Origin of the sequence: Micromonospora sp. CB01531, assembly GCF_001905095.1 — a bacterium.
GTDB lineage: Bacteria > Actinomycetota > Actinomycetes > Mycobacteriales > Micromonosporaceae > Micromonospora.
On the sequence record NZ_LWLS01000094.1, the window covers coordinates 69,937 to 85,684 of the forward strand.

12 protein-coding genes and 1 pseudogene are annotated in these 15,748 nt (G+C 75.0%); 8 read left to right on the plus strand and 5 right to left on the minus strand.

Annotated elements, in window-relative coordinates:
* Positions 1-10: 10 nt before the first annotated feature.
* Both A6A27_RS28380 and A6A27_RS28385 read left to right on the plus strand, forming a co-directional pair.
* The gene (locus A6A27_RS28380) at positions 11-718 is read left to right on the plus strand and encodes an NUDIX hydrolase (RefSeq protein WP_073837701.1); all 708 of its coding nucleotides are present in this window, start codon (positions 11-13) and stop codon (positions 716-718) included.
* An 86-nt stretch (positions 719-804) separates the two neighbouring features.
* The gene (locus tag A6A27_RS28385) at positions 805-1,983 is read left to right on the plus strand and encodes a MarP family serine protease (protein WP_073837702.1); all 1,179 of its coding nucleotides are present in this window, start codon (positions 805-807) and stop codon (positions 1,981-1,983) included.
* A 58-nt stretch (positions 1,984-2,041) separates the two neighbouring features.
* Here A6A27_RS28385 and A6A27_RS28390 read toward each other — a convergent pair whose 3' ends face one another.
* The 4 genes and pseudogenes from A6A27_RS28390 to A6A27_RS28405 form a co-directional block, all read right to left on the minus strand.
* Entirely contained in the window at positions 2,042-2,830 is a 789-nt protein-coding gene (locus tag A6A27_RS28390; RefSeq protein ID WP_073837703.1) for a phosphatase PAP2 family protein, read from the minus strand.
* Between the two features lie 47 nt (positions 2,831-2,877).
* Positions 2,878-4,191: a type VII secretion-associated serine protease mycosin gene (gene mycP, locus A6A27_RS28395; protein ID WP_073837704.1), complete on the minus strand. Its 1,314-nt coding sequence runs from the start codon at positions 4,189-4,191 to the stop codon at positions 2,878-2,880.
* Between the two features lie 86 nt (positions 4,192-4,277).
* Positions 4,278-7,214, minus strand: a pseudogene (eccCb, locus tag A6A27_RS28400) (type VII secretion protein EccCb); the annotation flags it as partial.
* 136 nt (positions 7,215-7,350) lie between these two features.
* Positions 7,351-7,851 (minus strand): inorganic diphosphatase, encoded by a 501-nt coding sequence (locus tag A6A27_RS28405; protein ID WP_073837705.1) that lies wholly within the window; start codon positions 7,849-7,851, stop codon positions 7,351-7,353.
* 447 nt (positions 7,852-8,298) lie between these two features.
* Between A6A27_RS28405 and dacB the strand changes: the two genes are divergently transcribed.
* The 4 genes from dacB (at position 8,299) to A6A27_RS28425 (ending at position 13,664) form a co-directional block, all read left to right on the plus strand.
* Positions 8,299-9,810 carry a D-alanyl-D-alanine carboxypeptidase/D-alanyl-D-alanine endopeptidase gene (gene dacB, locus A6A27_RS28410; RefSeq protein WP_198940495.1) on the plus strand — a complete coding sequence of 504 codons (1,512 nt, stop codon included), beginning with the start codon at positions 8,299-8,301 and terminating at the stop codon, positions 9,808-9,810.
* 71 nt (positions 9,811-9,881) lie between these two features.
* Positions 9,882-10,949 (plus strand): zinc-dependent metalloprotease, encoded by a 1,068-nt coding sequence (locus A6A27_RS28415; RefSeq protein WP_073837898.1) that lies wholly within the window; start codon positions 9,882-9,884, stop codon positions 10,947-10,949.
* 4 nt (positions 10,950-10,953) lie between these two features.
* The gene (gene tilS, locus A6A27_RS28420) at positions 10,954-11,934 is read left to right on the plus strand and encodes a tRNA lysidine(34) synthetase TilS (RefSeq protein WP_073837707.1); all 981 of its coding nucleotides are present in this window, start codon (positions 10,954-10,956) and stop codon (positions 11,932-11,934) included.
* A 101-nt stretch (positions 11,935-12,035) separates the two neighbouring features.
* Positions 12,036-13,664, plus strand: coding sequence for a gamma-glutamyltransferase family protein (locus A6A27_RS28425; protein WP_073837708.1), 1,629 nt, complete (start codon positions 12,036-12,038; stop codon positions 13,662-13,664).
* Here the strand turns inward: A6A27_RS28425 and A6A27_RS28430 are convergent, their stop codons facing one another.
* On the minus strand, positions 13,665-14,624 hold the full coding sequence (locus A6A27_RS28430; RefSeq protein ID WP_073837709.1) for a GlxA family transcriptional regulator: 960 nt from the start codon (positions 14,622-14,624) through the stop codon (positions 13,665-13,667).
* Between the two features lie 138 nt (positions 14,625-14,762).
* On the opposite strand from A6A27_RS28430, the gene A6A27_RS44535 reads away from it, so the two are divergent.
* Entirely contained in the window at positions 14,763-14,912 is a 150-nt protein-coding gene (locus tag A6A27_RS44535; RefSeq protein ID WP_158074087.1) for a hypothetical protein, read from the plus strand.
* A gap of 100 nt (positions 14,913-15,012) precedes the next feature.
* The gene (gene hpt / locus A6A27_RS28440; protein ID WP_073837711.1) at positions 15,013-15,588 is read left to right on the plus strand and encodes a hypoxanthine phosphoribosyltransferase; all 576 of its coding nucleotides are present in this window, start codon (positions 15,013-15,015) and stop codon (positions 15,586-15,588) included.
* Positions 15,589-15,748: the final 160 nt, after the last annotated feature.

Here is a 15,748-nt window from a genome sequence, read left to right on the forward strand (position 1 = left end):
AGGCGGCGGCGTGAGCGAGCGGAGCGAGACCCGGCAGCCGCCGGGGTGGCTGGACCCCCTGCTCGACCGCCTCGGCACCGCCCGGGCCGAGGACTTCACCCGGCTCACCACTCCAGAGAGCGGCGGCCGGGAGAGCGCGGTGCTGGTGCTGCTCGGTGAGGAGCCGGGGGCCGGCCCGGACGTGCTGCTCCTCCAGCGCGCCGCAACGCTGCGCAACCACGCCGGGCAGCCGGCCTTCCCCGGCGGCGCGGCCGACCCGGAGGACGCCGACGCCAGAGCCACCGCGCTGCGCGAGGCGAACGAGGAGGTCGGGCTCGACCCGGGCAGCGTCACCGTGCTGGCCGAGCTGCCCCGGCTCTGGATCCCGGTCAGCGACTTCGTGGTCACCCCGGTGCTCGCCTGGTGGCACGCCCCGCACCCGGTGCACCCCCGCGAGCCGGCCGAGGTGGCGCACGTCGCCCGGCTGCCGGTCGCCGAGCTGGTCGACCCGGAGAACCGGATGCGGGTACGCCATCCGAGCGGCTGGATCGGACCGGCCTTCTCGGTACGCGGGATGCTGGTCTGGGGCTTCACCGCCGGGGTGCTGAACACGCTGCTGGAGATGGGCGGCTGGGCCCGTCCGTGGCCGCGTTCCCGGGTGGTGGAGCTGCCCCCGACCGGGGCCGCCCCGGCGCCCTCGGCCGGCACCGACGAGGTCGACGAGAGCCCGGTCCGCTGAGCCGTCGCGGTGACCTCCACCGACCGGACGGTCACGTTCCGCGAGCGCTGAGCCCCGGGCGGGCCGGCTGCCCGTACCCTTGACGGGTGTCGGCCGTGGATCTGGTCCTGCTTCTGCTCATGCTCGTGTTCGCGATCAGCGGATACCGCCAGGGCTTCGTCATCGGGGCGCTGTCCTTCTCCGGCTTCTTCCTCGGCGCGTTGCTGGGGCTCCAGGTCGGCCCGCTGGCGGCCCGGCAGTTCACCGACAGCGGCGCCCGGGTGCTGATCTCCCTGGTGGCGATCTTCGGGCTCGCCGTGATCGGCCAGGCGCTCGCCGGCTGGCTCGGCGCCAACCTGCGGGCCGCGATCACCGGCCGCGCCGGGCGGAAGATCGACGACATCGGCGGGGCGCTCATCTCGGTCTTCGCGGTCATGCTGGTGGCCTGGCTGGTGGCGGTGCCGCTGGGCTCCTCGTCTCTGCCCTGGCTGGCCTCCTCGGTCCGCAACAGCGCCCTGCTCACCGTGGTCGACCGGGTCTTGCCCGACAAGGCGCAGCAGCTCTCCACGGCGCTGCGCGACACGGTCGACACCAATGGCTTCCCGGACGTCTTCGGTGACCTGGCACCGACCCGCGCCCGCCAGGTCGCCCCGCCGGACCCGGCGCTGGCCGGCTCCGAGGTGGTGGCGAACAGCCAGCGGTCGGTGGTGAAGGTGCTGGGCTCCGCGCCGGGCTGCGCCCGCCGCATCGAGGGCTCCGGCTTCGTGTACGCGGACGACCGGGTGATGACCAACGCGCACGTGGTGGCGGGCACCCGCTCGGTGGCGGTGGAGCTGCGCGGCGAGCGGTACGACGGCGAGGTGGTCGTCTACGACCCGGCCCGGGACCTGGCCGTGCTGCACGTGCCGGGGCTGCCCGGTCCGTCGCTGCGCTTCGCCGCCGGGTCGGCCGGCAGCGGGGCGGACGCCATCGTGCTGGGCTTCCCCCTCGACGGCCCGTACGACGCCCGCCCGGCCCGGATCCGGGACGTCGACCGGATCACCGGGCCGGACATCTACTCCTCCGGGGACGTGACCCGGGAGATCTACACGATCCGGGCGCTGGTGCGCAGCGGCAACTCGGGCGGACCGCTGGTCTCCTCGAACGGGCTGGTGCTCGGGGTGATCTTCGCGGCGGCGGCCGACGACCCGAACACCGGCTTCGCGGTGACCGCCGCCGAGGCCCGGCCGGTGGCGCTGGCCGGCGCGGAGCGTAACCGGGCGGTCGGCACCGGCGACTGCACCTGAGCCGACCGGCGGCGCCCGACCGGCGCCGGCAGCCCACCTCCGGCGCGGCCGGATCGACCTACAGTTGCGTGCCGTTCCGGCGGGGATCGGCGAGTTCCGGCTCGACACCCTCGCGGACGGTCCGCGCCCGGCGGTGACCGGTCCGGGCCCGCCACGTGCTGAAGGCGGCCGTGGTGGCGGCGAGCACCGCCAGGCCGAGCAGCCACCCGCCCACCACGTCGCTGGTCCAGTGCACCCCGAGCGCGATCCGGCTGAGGCCGGTCACCACGGCGATCAGCACCGCCGCGGTCCAGAGCGACCAGCGCAGCAGCCGCCGGCCCCGGGTGAACGGTAGGAAGACCAGCAGCAGCACCCCGGCGGCCAGGGTCGCGTTCAACGCGTGCCCGGACGGGAAGGCGAACCCGGCCACCCGGGCCACCGGGTCGAGCAGGTCCGGCCGCTGCCGGCCGACCAGCACCTTGAGCAGGGCGCCGAGCAGTCCGCCGACGGTCATCGTGGTGACCACCCAGAGGGCCAGTCGCCGGGCCCGGCGGAGCAGCAGCCAGGCCACCACGACCGCCGTGGCGGCGCGCAGCGGGTTGGGCGCGAAGACGTCCGTCCAGACGCTCATCAGCCGCACCCATGCCGGGTGGTGGAGGGCGTACCGGTGCAGCGCGTCGGTGACCGTGACATCCAGCCGGAACAGGGGCGGCCAGGCGGCCAGCACCAGGAGCGACAGCAGGGCGAACGGCACCAGCACCAGGAACGCCGCGGCGGCGGCCAGGGTGAGCCGGAGCCCCAGCGAATCGTCCGGGTCCAATCGGCGGGTCCGCCAAGACCGCTGGCCGCCCGCAGCCGACGCTTTCATGTGCTGACCACTACCCACGGCAGCTCCCGGCCAGACCGCGGGCCGGGTCAGCGGCGCGACTGGCGGAACCGGCGGACCACCAGCGCGGCACCGGTGACCAGGGCGACGAACAGGGCGAGCCCGGTCCAGAGCCGCTCCGGCGCCGGGTCGTCGGTCTGGCCGGCCGGGTGGGCCGCCCACGGGGGCTGCTTCTTCGGCGCGGCGAAGCCGAACGGATTGGCGCCCTGCCCGGCGGCGGCCCGGGTGTCCGGCCCGGTGCCGGGTGCCGGGCCGAAGCCCACCACCCCGGGGGAGTCGTTGTCGTCGAGCGGGTTGCGCCCCACCGACGGCACGTCGGTGGTCAGCGCGGCCACCGGGTCCACCATGCCGTAGCCGAACCGGTCGTCGCGGCCGGTCGGGCCCAGGTCCCGCGCGGTCCTGATGATCCGGTTGACGACGTCCCCGGCGGACATCTGCGGGTACCGGGCACGGATCAGGGCGGCGGTCGCCGCGACCAGCGGGGAAGCGAAGCTGGTGCCCTGGACCCGCCAGTAGCCGTTGTCGGGGCGGGCTCCGTAGAGCGCGGTCGCGGGCGCGGTGACCACGGTCTCGTGGCCGGTGATCGAGCCGGACCACAGGTTCTTGGTGTTGCGTTCCAGGCCGGCCACGGCGATCACGCCCGGCTCCCGGGCTGGGTACCAGACCTTGGGGCTGTTCGAGGTGGCCAGGTTGCCGGTGCAGGCGACCACCACGACGTCGCGGGCGAAGGCGTAGTCGAGGGCGGCGGCCAGGGCGGGGCTGTCGCTGCTGCCGCCGAGGGACAGGTTGATCACGCGGGCGCCGTTGTCGACCGCCCAGCGCACCCCCTTGGCGACGATCATCGCGTCGTCGTACCGGTTCTCGTCGTCGAGCACCCGGACCGGGAGGATCTTGGCATCGGGCGCGAGGCCGACCACGCCCCGGTCGTCGTCGGCGCGTCCGGCGATCAGCCCGGCGACCGTGGTGCCATGACCCACCGGGTCCGGGCCGTCGGCCCCGTCGGGCGAGACCAGGTCGATGCCGGGGAGCACCTGGCCGGCCAGGTCCGGATGGGAACCGTCCACTCCGGAGTCGATGACCGCGACCACCACACCGCGTCCGGTCGACCCACGCCAGGCCGTCTTCGCCCGCAGCTCGTCGAGCTGCCATTGCTCCTCGCGGACCTGGTCCACCTGGCTGGGCGCCGGCGACAGCCAGGCCGGCCCCGGGGCGGCGGTGGCCGGGGCGGCGTGCGCGGGCGGGGCCAGCGGGCCGGCCACGGTGGCGAGCGCACCCGCCGCACCGAGCAGCGCGCGCCCGACGAGCCGTCGGGCCGCCCTCGCTGACTGCCGATCCCCGGTCACTTTCCCCAGCCGTTCATCGCCACCGAAACATGCTGCTCGGAGATTACCGGTTTTCCCGTACGGCACGGTGCCGGTCACGGACACCGTCACCCGGCCGGCAGGTGGGCCAGCTGCACCAGGCGTACGCCTCCCGGCGGGTGACCAGGCGGCCCCGGCCGGGCGGCAGCGGACCGGCCTTCACCTGATCGACGAGCGGGCCCTCCTCCGGGGCGCCCGACATCACCAGACCGGCGGTGGAGAGTTCCCGCAGCCGCTGGATGATCGGCTCGTACGAGGTCCGGCCGGCACCGCCGGAGCGGCGGGCCAGCACCAGGTGCAGGCCGACATCCCGGGCGTGCGGCAGGTGCTCCTCCAAAGCCCACAACGGGTTGCTGGGGCCACCGGCCACCAGGTCGTAGTCGTCCACCAGCACGAACAGCTCGGGCCCGGTCCACCAGGACCGGCTGCGCAGCTCGGCCGGGGTGACCTCCGGCCCGGGGAGGCGCCCCTGCAGGTAGCCGGCCGCCGACTCGATCAGCTCGGTGGTGTGCGGCGCGGCCGTGCCGTACCCGATCAGGTGCGCCGTCTCGATCGTGCCGATCAGGCTGCGCCGGTAGTCCACCAGGATTACCCGGGCCTGCTCCGGGGAGAACCGGTTGACGATCGAGGTGGCTAGCGCGCGCAGGAACGACGACTTGCCGCACTCGGCGTCGCCGAAGACCACGAAGTTCGGCTCGGTGGCGAAGTCCAGCACCACCGGGCGCAGGTCCGCCTCGGCCACCCCGATCGGGAAGGCCAGCCCGCTGGTCGCCTGCTGGTCCAGCTCGGCGTACGGCAGCACCGGCGGGAGCAGCCGGACCCGGGGCGCGGAGGGCCCGGCCCAGGCCCCGGCGACCGCCTTGACCAGGTCGGTGGTCTCCGCGCCCAGGCCGGCCACGCGCGGCTCGGCGGCGAGGAAGTGCAGGCCGCTCGCGGTGATCCCGCATCCCGGCTGCTCCTCCGGCACGGTCGCGGCGACCGGTCGCTTCACCACCACCGAGTCGGCCGGGTCGCCGAGGCGCAGTTCCAGCCGCGAGCCGAAGAGGTCGCGGATCGCCGGCCGGAAGTCCGACCAGCGCAGGGCGGTGGCCACCACGTGCACCCCGTAGGCCAGGCCCCGGGTGGCCAACTCGGTGACCAGCGGCTCCAGGTCCTCGTGGTCGTTGCGCAGGCTGTTCCAGCCGTCCACGAACCAGGAAGACGTCGCCGAACGGGTCGATGCCCGGCTGCCCGCCGGCCAGCGCCGCCGCCCGCCGCCGGCGCCAGGCCGCCATCGACTCCACGCCCGCCTCGGCGAAGCGCCGCTCCCGCTCGGCCAGCAGGGCGGCGATCTCGCCCACGGTCCGGCGTACGGCGGTGGCGTCGGCGCGCCCGCTGACCCCGCCCACGTGCGGCAGGTCGCGCAGCGCGGCGAGCGCCCCCGCCGAGGTCCAGGCAGTAGACCTGTGCCTCGGCCGGGGTGTGGGTGAGCGCCAGCGCGCAGATCAGCGTCCGCAGCAGGGTGGACCGGCCGCTGCGGGTGGTGCCGACCACGGCGACGTGCCCGGCCGCCCCGTCCAGGGCCAGCCAGTACAGGTCCCGCCGCTGCTCGAGCGGTTTGTCCACCACGGCCACCGGCACCTGGAGGGCGCCGTGCAGCTCGGGGTTGCCCACGGCCAGCCCGCGAACCGAGTCGGGACCCACCGGACCGAACAGCTCGTCCAGGGCGGGGGACTCGTCCAGCGGCGGCAGCCACACCTGGTGCGCCGGCGGGCCCTGCCCGGCCAGCCGCCCGACCAGCAGGTCGAGCAGGGACTCGGTCACCTCCTCCGCGGCGGGGAGCGCGGCCGGGGCGGCCGGTTCGGGCAACGGCACGGGATGGGTGGAGAAGGTGTGCAGCCGGGGCGGGCCGGCGCCGGGCGTACCCGCCGCGTCGGACCGGCGGCGCACCGGGCCGGAGACGTACGCGGCCTTGAACCGGACCAGCGGGTCGGTGCCCGAGCGCAGGTAGCCGTGCCCGGGGGAGCGGGGCAACTCGTGCGCGTCCGGCACCCCGAGCACCGTCCGGGACTCCAGCGCCGAGAAGGTCCGCAAGCCGATCCGGTACGACAGGTGCGTGTCCAGCCCGCGCAGCCGCCCCTCCTCCAACCGCTGCGAGGCCAGCAGCAGGTGTCCGCCGCGCGACCGGCCGACCCGGCCGATCTGGACGAAGAGGTCGATGAAGTCCGACTTGGCCGAGAGCAGTTCGGAGAACTCGTCGCAGATGAGCAGCAGCGACGGCAGCGGGGCGAGTGGGCTGCCGGCCGCCCGGGCCCGCTCGTAGTCGCGCAGGCTGGCGAAGTTGCCGGCCCGGCGAAGCAGCTCCTGTCGGCGCGTCAGCTCACCGTTGATCGCGTCGACCATGCGGTCGACCAGGGGCAGCGCGTCGGCCAGGTTGGTGATCACCACGGAGGTGTGCGGCAGCCGCTCGAAGGGCGCGAAGGTGGCCCCGCCCTTGAAGTCGACCAGGACGAAGTTGAGCTGCTCCGAGCTGTGCGTGGCGGCCAGCCCGAGCACCAGCGTCCGGAGCAGCTCCGATTTTCCGGAGCCGGTCGCGCCGATGAGCAGGCCGTGCGGGCCCATGCCGTCCTGCGCGGACTCCTTGAGGTCCAGCTCTATCGCGCCGCCGTCGGCGCCCACCCCGATCGGCACCCGCAGCCGGTCCCGGGCGGCTCGGGGGGCCCAGCCCTGCTCGGCCGTGAAGTTCTCCGGGTCACCGGTGCCGAGCAGCTCGGGCAGGCCGGGTTCGGCGCCGGGCGGGGCGTCGGGTCCGCGTACCGTGCCGGCGAGCCGCAGCGGCGCGAGCCGGCGGGCGACGGCCTCGGCGTCGGCGAGGGCCAGCCCGTCCGCGGTGCCGACCTCGGCGTGCCCCTCGGCGGAGTGCGAATGCAGCCGGCCGTCGGCCAGGTCGAGCAGGAGGGCGTACCGGTCGAGCAGGCGGGGCGGCGGGGGTCCAGATCGAGCACGGTGACCGCGTCAATGCCGGTGGTGTCCCTGGTGCCGGTGGCCTGCGCGGTGCTCGACCTCTACGACCGGGCCCGCGGGCTGCTCGGCTGACCACCGGCCCCAACGCGCGGGCCCGGGTCGCTCGGCTGAGCGGCCCGGGCCCGTCGACGTCGAAGATCAGTGCTCGCCGCGCTCGGCGGCCTCCTTGGCGCGCTGGTACGAGGCCTGGATCTCGGCCTCGGCCTCGGTACGGCCCACCCAGGTCGCGCCCTCGACCGACTTGCCCGGTTCGAGGTCCTTGTACACCTCGAAGAAGTGCTGGATCTCCAGCCGGTCGAACTCGCCCAGGTGGTGGATGTCCCGCAGGTGCTCCTGGCGCGGGTCCTCGTAGGGGACGCAGAGGACCTTGTCGTCGCCGCCCTTCTCGTCCGTCATCCGGAACATGCCGATGGTGCGGCAGCGGATCAGGCAGCCCGGGAAGGTGGGCTCGGGGACCAGCACCAGCGCGTCCAGCGGGTCGCCGTCCTCGCCCAGGGTGCCCTCGATGAAGCCGTAGTCAGCCGGGTACTGCGTGGAGGTGAAGAGGGTGCGGTCCAGCCGGATCCGGCCGGTCGCGTGGTCCACCTCGTACTTGTTGCGGTGACCCTTGGGGATCTCAACCGTGACGTCGAAATCCATCTCGCACGCTCCCTCGTTTGCCCACGCTGGCTAACGGAAACCAGTGGCGCCGCTCCCGGGGAAGGGTGAATGACCCCCGCCGGCTCCGGCCGCCGCATAGTGTTCGGACCGAAGTAGTGTCACCCAGGGTGCTTTTGAGCGGGGGAGGAGGGGGTCGTGGGGAGGGAAGATTCACACTACCGCCCGGAAGGGGTTGACGGGCGGAACTTCGGCGGTTCCGGCTCCGGCGGCGCCACCGGCCGGGTACCGATCCCCGACGCGCATCTTCCGCGTACCCCGGGACGAGCGACCGGGTCCGCCTCCGTCGGCCGCGACCCGCAGGGGTACGGCGCCAACCCGGTGGGCCGGGCCGACCCGGGGCAGTACGGCCCGGGCCCGACCGCCCCGCTGAACTGGCCCACGCACGACACACCGGGCGGGGTGCCGGTGAGCCCGCCGGCCGGTGGGATGCCGGTGAGCCCGCCCGCCCCGCCGTACGGTCCCGCCCCGGTTCCGCCCCCGCCCCCGCGCCGGAACCGGGTCCGGCTGCTGACGGTGCTGGCTGCCGTGCTGGTGATCGCCCTGGCCGCTGTCGGGCTGGTCGTGGTCCGCCCCGGCCCGCTCGCCGGCTGGCTGGGCGGCGAGGCCGGCGCGCCCCGGGCGAGCGCCCAACCACCCGAGCCCGACCCGCCGGCCGTGCTGGCCGGCCTCGACGCCAACGCGCCGCTGCCGACCCCCGACGGGGTACGCGCCGCGCTCGAACCGTTGGTCGGCGCCGCGGCGCTCGGTGACCGGGTGAACCTGTCGGTGGCCGACGTGACCACCGGCCAGCAGCTCTACGGTCGCGGCCAGGACAGCCCCACCGTTCCCGCCTCGGTGACCAAGCTGGCGACGGCCGTCGCGGTGCTGGTCGCCCGGGGGCCGGCGTACCGGATCCCCACCCTCGCGGTGGCCGGCGCGGCCCCCGGCGAGGTGGTCCTGGTGGGCGGCGGCGACCCGACGCTCGCGGTCGACAAGAACGGTTTCTACCCGAACGCGGCGCGGCTGGACGACCTTGCCGCCCAGGTCCGCAAGGCGCTCGGCGGCACCGCTCCGACGAAGGTCACGGTCGACTCGTCGCTGTTCAGCGGCCCGGTTTACGAGCCCGGCTGGGACGACGACATCCCCACCGGCGGGTTCGGCGCGGCGATCAGCGCGCTGACGACGGACGCCGCCCGGAAGGACCCGGAGGGGGCCCGGAAGAATTTCGACGACACCCACGGCGCGGCCGAGCGGGTGCCCCAGCCGGACCTGACCGCCGGCCGGCAGTTCGCGAAGCTGCTCGGGCTCTCCGGCGCCGCCGCCGAGGTCAAGCGGGGCAGCGCCCCCGCCGCCTCCGGCGCCTCGGCCGGGGCGGCGCCCGCGCCCGGCGCCGAGCTGGGCAAGGTCGAGTCGTTGCCGCTGGTCCGGCTGGTCGACATCATGATCAGCGACAGCGACAACGTGATCGCCGAGTACCTGGCCCGGCAGGTGGCCCTCGCCAAGGGCAAGCCGGCGTCGTTCGTCGGGGGTGCGGCCGCCACCGACCAGGTGATCGGCGAGCTGGGCCTGCCGGCCGACGAGATCAGCCTGGCGGACGGCAGCGGCCTGTCCCGGACCAACCGGATCAGCCCGTCGCTGCTCACCGACCTGATCACCCTCGCCGGCAACGGCAGCCACCCCGAGCTGGCGGCGATCTTCGGCGGCCTGCCGGTCGGTGCCTGGTCCGGCACCCTCGGCGACCGCTACCAGGCGTCGGTGACCAAGGCCGGGGCCGGCGTGGTCCGGGCCAAGACCGGCACGCTGACCGGGGTCAACGCGATCGCCGGCCTGGTCACGACCGCCGACAACCGGCTGCTCACCTTCGCCGTGCTCACCGACCGGACCACCGGCAGCCTCGACGAGACCCGGGAGGCCCTCGACCGGATCAGCTCCGCGCTGGCCCGCTGCGGCTGCCGCTGACCGGCGCGACCGGCGTCGATCGGCGGGCGCGAGCGCAGGTCGGGGTGTCGCGGCGCGGGTACGGTGGGTTCATGGCGCAGTTCGTGGACTGGGATCTGGCCGCCGCCACCGCGGGGGCACTGGGCAAGTCGGGCCCCCGGGTGTCGTACGCCGAGGCCACCGACGTGGTCAGCGAGCTGCGACGGCTGACCGAGGAGGCGGCCGGGCACGTCGCCGACTACACCGGCCTGCGGGCCCAGGTCACCCACCCGCCCGTACGGGTGGTCGATCGCCGGGACTGGGCGGCCGCGAACATCGCCGGCCTGCGCGAGGTGATCAGCCCGCTGGTGAACCGCCTCTCCGGGGACAAGCGCCCCGGGCCGCTGACCGAGGCGATCGGCTCCCGCCTCACCGGGGTGCAGGCCGGGACCGTGCTGGCGTACCTCTCCGGCCGGGTGCTCGGCCAGTACGAGGTCTTCGCCGGCGACCCCGGCCAGCTCCTGCTGGTGGCGCCGAACATCGTCGAGGTGGAGCGGAAGCTGGCGGCCGACTCTCGGGACTTCCGGCTCTGGGTCTGCCTGCACGAGGTGACCCACCGGACCCAGTTCACCGCCGTGCCGTGGATGCGCGCGTACTTCCTGAGCGAGGTGCAGGCGTTCGTGGACGCCGCCCAGGCGGGCGAACACCTGCTGGAACGGCTGCGCCGGGGGATCGCCACGCTCTCCGACGCGGTGAAGGACCCGGACAGCCGGGCGAGCGTGCTGGACATCGTGCAGACCCCGGCGCAGCGGGCCGTGCTCGACCGGCTCACCGCGCTGATGACTCTGCTGGAGGGGCACGCCGAGTTCGTCATGGACGGCGTCGGCCCGCAGGTCATCCCGAGCGTGGAGTCGATCCGCGCGGCGTTCAACCGGCGCCGGGAGTCGGGCAACCCGCTGGAGAAGGCGATCCGCCGGCTGCTCGGCATCGAGGTCAAGATGCGTCAGTACGCCGAGGGCCGCAAGTTCGTGCACGGCGTGGTCGACCGGGTCGGCATGGCCGGCTTCAACAAGATCTTCGATTCGCCGCTGACTCTGCCCCGGCTGGACGAGCTGGGTGACCCGGACGCGTGGGTGGCCCGGGTGCACGGGCCGACCGGCGCCACTCCGGCCGCCTCCTGAGCCCGTGGCCGCGCTCGCCCCGCCGGTCGCCGCCGTCCGGGTCGCCGTCCGCCGGGCGTTGACCGGGCTGTCCGGGGACGGGCCGGTGCTGGTGGCCTGCTCCGGTGGTGCCGACTCGCTAGCGCTGGCTGCGGCCACCGCCTTCGTGGCGCCCCGCCTCGGCCGGCGCGCCGGCCTGGTGACCGTCGACCACGGCCTGCAACCGGGCTCCGTGGAGCGGGCCGAGGCGGTGGCCGGCTGGGCCCGCGAGCGGGGCCTGGATCCGGTGGAGGCAGTGCCGGTGCGGGTCGACGGGCGTACCGGCGGCCCGGAGGCGGCCGCCCGCGAGGCCCGGTACGAGGCGCTGGTCGCCGCCGGCCGGCGGCACGGGGCCGTCGCGGTGCTGCTCGGGCACACCCGCGACGACCAGGCCGAGACGGTGCTGCTCGCGCTGGCCCGGGGCGCCGGCCCGCGCGGCCTGGCCGGCATGCCGGAGCGCCGCGAGCTGGCGGGGGTGCCGCTGCTGCGTCCGCTGCTCGACGTCCCCCGGGAGGACACCCGCAAGGCGTGCGCGGCGCTCGGGCTCACCCCGTGGGACGACCCGCACAACACCGACCCGGCGTACGCCCGGTCCCGGGTCCGGGCCGAGGTGCTGCCGGCGCTGGTCCGCGCGCTTGGCCCGGGAGTGGTGGACAACCTGGCCCGGACCGCCCGCCTGGTGGCGGCCGACGCCGCCGCCCTCGACGCCCGCGCCGCGGCCGCGCTCGCCGACGTACGGGCGGCCGGGGGCGGGCTCGCGGTCGAGGCGCTGGCCGCGCTGCCGCCGGCGGTCCGCACCCGGGTGCTGCACGCCTGGGCCCGGGAACTGGGCGCCGTTCCGGCCGCCCTGTCGCACCGGCACGTCGCCGCGCTGGACGCCCTGGTCACCGACTGGCACGGACAGGGCGCCGTGCACCTGCCCGGCGGGCTGCCGGTGCTCCGCCGCGACGGCCGCCTGACCATCTGACCCCGTGGCCGCCGGCAACTGATGCCCCCACCTCGCCGAGGTGGCGGTGATCAGTGGGCCGGGGTCTCGCCGGGAGCCGCCGGAGGCGGTAGACAGGGCGGATGGCGTACCCCCGACAGCCGCTCCTCGCCCCCAACGGTGCCGTCGCGACCAGCCAGCCGCTCGCGGCGGCCGCGGGCCTGGCCGTGCTGCGGCGCGGCGGCAACGCCGTCGACGCCGCGCTGGCCGCCGCGATCACCCTGACCGTGGTGCAGCCACCGTCGAACGACATCGGCGGCGACCTGTTCGCCATCGTCTGGGACGGCGAGCGGCTGTACGGGCTGAATGCCTCCGGCCGGTCGCCCGCGGCGCTGACCCGGGAGCTGGTGCTGGCCGCGACCGACCGGCGGGGCGCGCCACCGGTCGACGCGCTCGGCGGCGCGCAGGCCGCCGGGCCGACCATGCCGGCTCGGGGCTGGCTGCCGGTGACCGTGCCGGGCGCGCCAGCCGGCTGGCGGGACCTGCACGACCGGTTCGGGTCGCTGCCCTTCGCCGACCTCTTCGCCGACGCGATCGGCTACGCCGAGCACGGCTACCCGGTCGCCGCCGGCACCGCCGCCACCTGGACGCGCGGCGTCGCCGCCAACGACGGACTGGTGGGCGCGGAGTACGCCGAGTTCCGCCGGGTGTTCACCGTGGGCGACCGGGCGCCGCGACCGGGGGAGCGGTGGCGAAACCCGGACGCGGCCGGGACGCTCCGGCGGATCGCCGGCAGCGGTGCGGAGGACTTCTACCGGGGGCGGATCGCAGCCGCGCTCGACGGGTACGCGGCCCGGACCGGTGGGTTCGTCACCGGCGACGACCTGGCCCGGCACCGGTCCACCTGGGTGGATCCGGTGTGCGTCCGCTACCGGGGGCACGAGGTGTGGGAGCTGCCGCCGAACGGGCAGGGGATCGCGGCGCTGCTGGCGCTGGACATCCTGGACGGGGTGGACCTGGCCGCGCTGAGCCCGGAGGAATGGCTGCACTGGCAGATCGAGGCGGTGAAGCTCGGCTTCGCCGACGCGCACGCGTACGTCGCCGACCCGGAACGGGCGGAGGTGCCCACGGCGGCCCTGCTCGACCCGGCGTACGCGGCGGCCCGCCGGGCGCTGGTCACCGGGCGCGCGGGCGAGCCGGTGGCCGGCGAGCCGGAGCGCGGCGGCACCGTCTACCTCTGCACGGCGGACGCCGGCGGCATGATGGTCAGCCTGATCCAGTCCACCTACCTGGCCTTCGGCTCGCACGTGGTGCTGCCCGGGCACGGCTTCGCGCTGCAGAACCGGGGCCTCGGCTTCCGGCTCGACCCCGACCACCCGAACGTGGTGGGTCCGGCGAAGCGCCCGTTCCACACCATCATCCCGGGCTTCCTGACCCGGGACGGCGCCCCGGTCGGGCCGTTCGGCGTGATGGGCGGGCACATGCAGCCGCAGGGGCACGTGCAGTTGGTCTCCGCGACCCTGGACGACGGGCGCGACCCGCAGGCCGCCCTGGACGCCCCGCGCTGGTACTGGCACGCCGGGCGGACCCTGCTGGTCGAGCCGGCGCTCGACCCGGAGCTGGTCGCCGGCCTGCGGGCCCACGGGCACGAGGTCATCATCGCGGCGGAGCCGTCGGTCTTCGGGTACGGCCAGGCGATCTGGCGCTCGCCGTCCGGCGGGTACGTGGCCGGGTCCGAGTCCCGGGTCGACGGCGCGATGCTGGGCTGGTGATCAGGCCTCGACCCGTTCCCGGAACGTGGTCCGGTAGGCGTGCGGGGTGGTGCCCACCCGGCGGGTGAAGTGGTGCCGCAGCGCCGCCGCGTCGCCGAAGCCGGCCTGGTCGGCGACGCTGTCCACGCTCAGCCGGGTCTCCTCGAGCAGCCGCCGGGCGAGTAGCACCCGCTGGTTGGTGAGCCAGTCGTGCGGGGTGGTGCCGGTCTCGGCGCGGAACCGGCGGGCGAAGGTACGCGGCGCCATGCCGGCCCGGGCGGCCAGCTCGTCCACGGTCACCGACCGGTCGAGGTGCCCCATCAGCCACTCCAGCACCGGTTCCAGGGTGGGTGCCTCCGGCGCCTTCGGGATCGGTGCCTCGACGTACTGGGACTGGCCGCCGTCGCGGTGCGGGGGGACGACCATCCGCCGGGCCAGCCGGGTGGCGGTGGCCGACCCGTGTTCCTGGCGGACCAGGTGCAGGCAGGCGTCGATCCCGGCGGCGGTGCCGGCGCTGGTCAGCAGCCGCCCGTCCTGGACGTAGAGGGAGTTGCACCGCACCCGGGCCGCCGGGAACCGGCGTTGCAGGTCGTCCACGTGCCGCCAGTGGGTGGTGCAGTCCCGCCCGTCGAGCAGCCCCGCCTCGCCCAGCACGTACGCGCCGGAGCAGACGCTGAGCAGCCAGGCGCCGCGGTGGGCGGCCCGGCGCAGCGCGGCCAGGACCGGCTCCGGGACGGGTGCCCCCTCGGCGTGCGCCGGCACGGCCACCAGATCCGCCTCGTCCACCGGGCTCAGATCGGCGTGCGGGGTGAGCAGGAAGCCGGAGCGGCTGCGGACCGGCCGGCCGTCGACGGTGCAGACGTCGAAGCGGTAGCCGGGGAAGCCGTCGGCCGTGCGGTCGGTGCCGAAAACCTCGGCGAGGACGCCGAGTTCGAACGCGGCGACCTGGTCGAGCGCGATGACGGCCACGGATCGGAGCATGTGACGAGGGTAACCCGACAGGTGGCAGGAAATCGATGCCCAGTGGCATTCCTGCCGCTGTCCGGGCCGGGACTCCGGGCGCAGACTGGATTACATCCGGTGCGCACCGGCGGCGAAACCGACAGCAACCATATGAAAGTGAGCGCCGCCATGACCGTCCTGCTGCTCCTGCTCCTGCTGCTCTCACTCGTCGTCGCGAGTGCCGCCGGGCTGACCGCGGACTCGCGGGACTCGGCCGACTGGAAGCCCACCGACGACGGCCGCCGGTGGAACTCCCGTACCTGCTGAGGTGATTTGCCCATCCCGTACCGAAAATCCCCCGGCGGGACCGCGCCAAAAGGGGCGGCCCCGCCGACGGAGGAGATCCGGCGTACGGCAGGCTAGGAGCATGGCTGACGGCTCCTGGTACGACGCCGACATCGACCACGTGATCATCTCCGAGGCGCAGATCCGCGAGAAGACCGCGGAACTCGCCAAGCAGGTCTCGGCGGACTACGCGCACGTCGACGACGGTCTCCTGCTCGTCTGCGTGCTCAAGGGCGCGGTCATGTTCATGGCCGACTTCGCCCGCGCGCTGGGTCGCCAGGGCCCGCCCGCCGAGCTGGACTTCATGGCCATCTCCTCGTACGGCCAGGGCACCACCTCCTCGGGCGTGGTCCGGATCCTCAAGGACCTGGACCGGGACATCGCTGGCCGGCACGTGGTGGTGGTCGAGGACATCGTCGACAGCGGCCTGACCCTCTCCTGGCTGCTTCGCTACCTGGAGTCCCGCTCCGCGGCCAGCGTCGAGGTGGTCGCCCTGTTCCGCAAGCCGGACGCGGTCAAGGTGCCCGTTCCGGTCAAGTACGTCGGCTTCGACATCCCGACCGAGTTCGTCGTCGGCTACGGCCTGGACTTCGGCGAGCGGTACCGGGAGTTGCCCTACGTCGGCGTCCTGAAGCCCGAGGTGTATGCCCGGGCCTGAACTCCCCGCCGGCCGGACCCCGTACGGGGAGACTCTGGTTACGTCAAGCGGACGTTCAGCGGGCTTTCAGCCTTCCGGTCTACGGTAGATGCCGGTGACGTGGAGGCACCCTCCATGCCCGACCCCTCGAACCGCGTGACCGTGCGGTCGGGCGGGCCGG

Excerpts from the sequence above, each read along its gene's own strand:
- A6A27_RS28390 (WP_073837703.1), bottom strand. The coding sequence starts at position 2,830 with ATGAAAGCGTCGGCTGCGGGCGGCCAGCGGTCTTGGCGGACCCGCCGA.
- A6A27_RS28405 (WP_073837705.1), bottom strand. The coding sequence starts at position 7,851 with ATGGATTTCGACGTCACGGTTGAGATCCCCAAGGGTCACCGCAACAAG.
- dacB (WP_198940495.1), top strand. The coding sequence starts at position 8,299 with ATGCCGGTGAGCCCGCCCGCCCCGCCGTACGGTCCCGCCCCGGTTCCG.
- A6A27_RS28415 (WP_073837898.1), top strand. The coding sequence starts at position 9,882 with ATGGCGCAGTTCGTGGACTGGGATCTGGCCGCCGCCACCGCGGGGGCA.
- A6A27_RS28425 (WP_073837708.1), top strand. The coding sequence starts at position 12,036 with ATGGCGTACCCCCGACAGCCGCTCCTCGCCCCCAACGGTGCCGTCGCG.
- A6A27_RS28430 (WP_073837709.1), bottom strand. The coding sequence starts at position 14,624 with ATGCTCCGATCCGTGGCCGTCATCGCGCTCGACCAGGTCGCCGCGTTC.
- hpt (WP_073837711.1), top strand. The coding sequence starts at position 15,013 with ATGGCTGACGGCTCCTGGTACGACGCCGACATCGACCACGTGATCATC.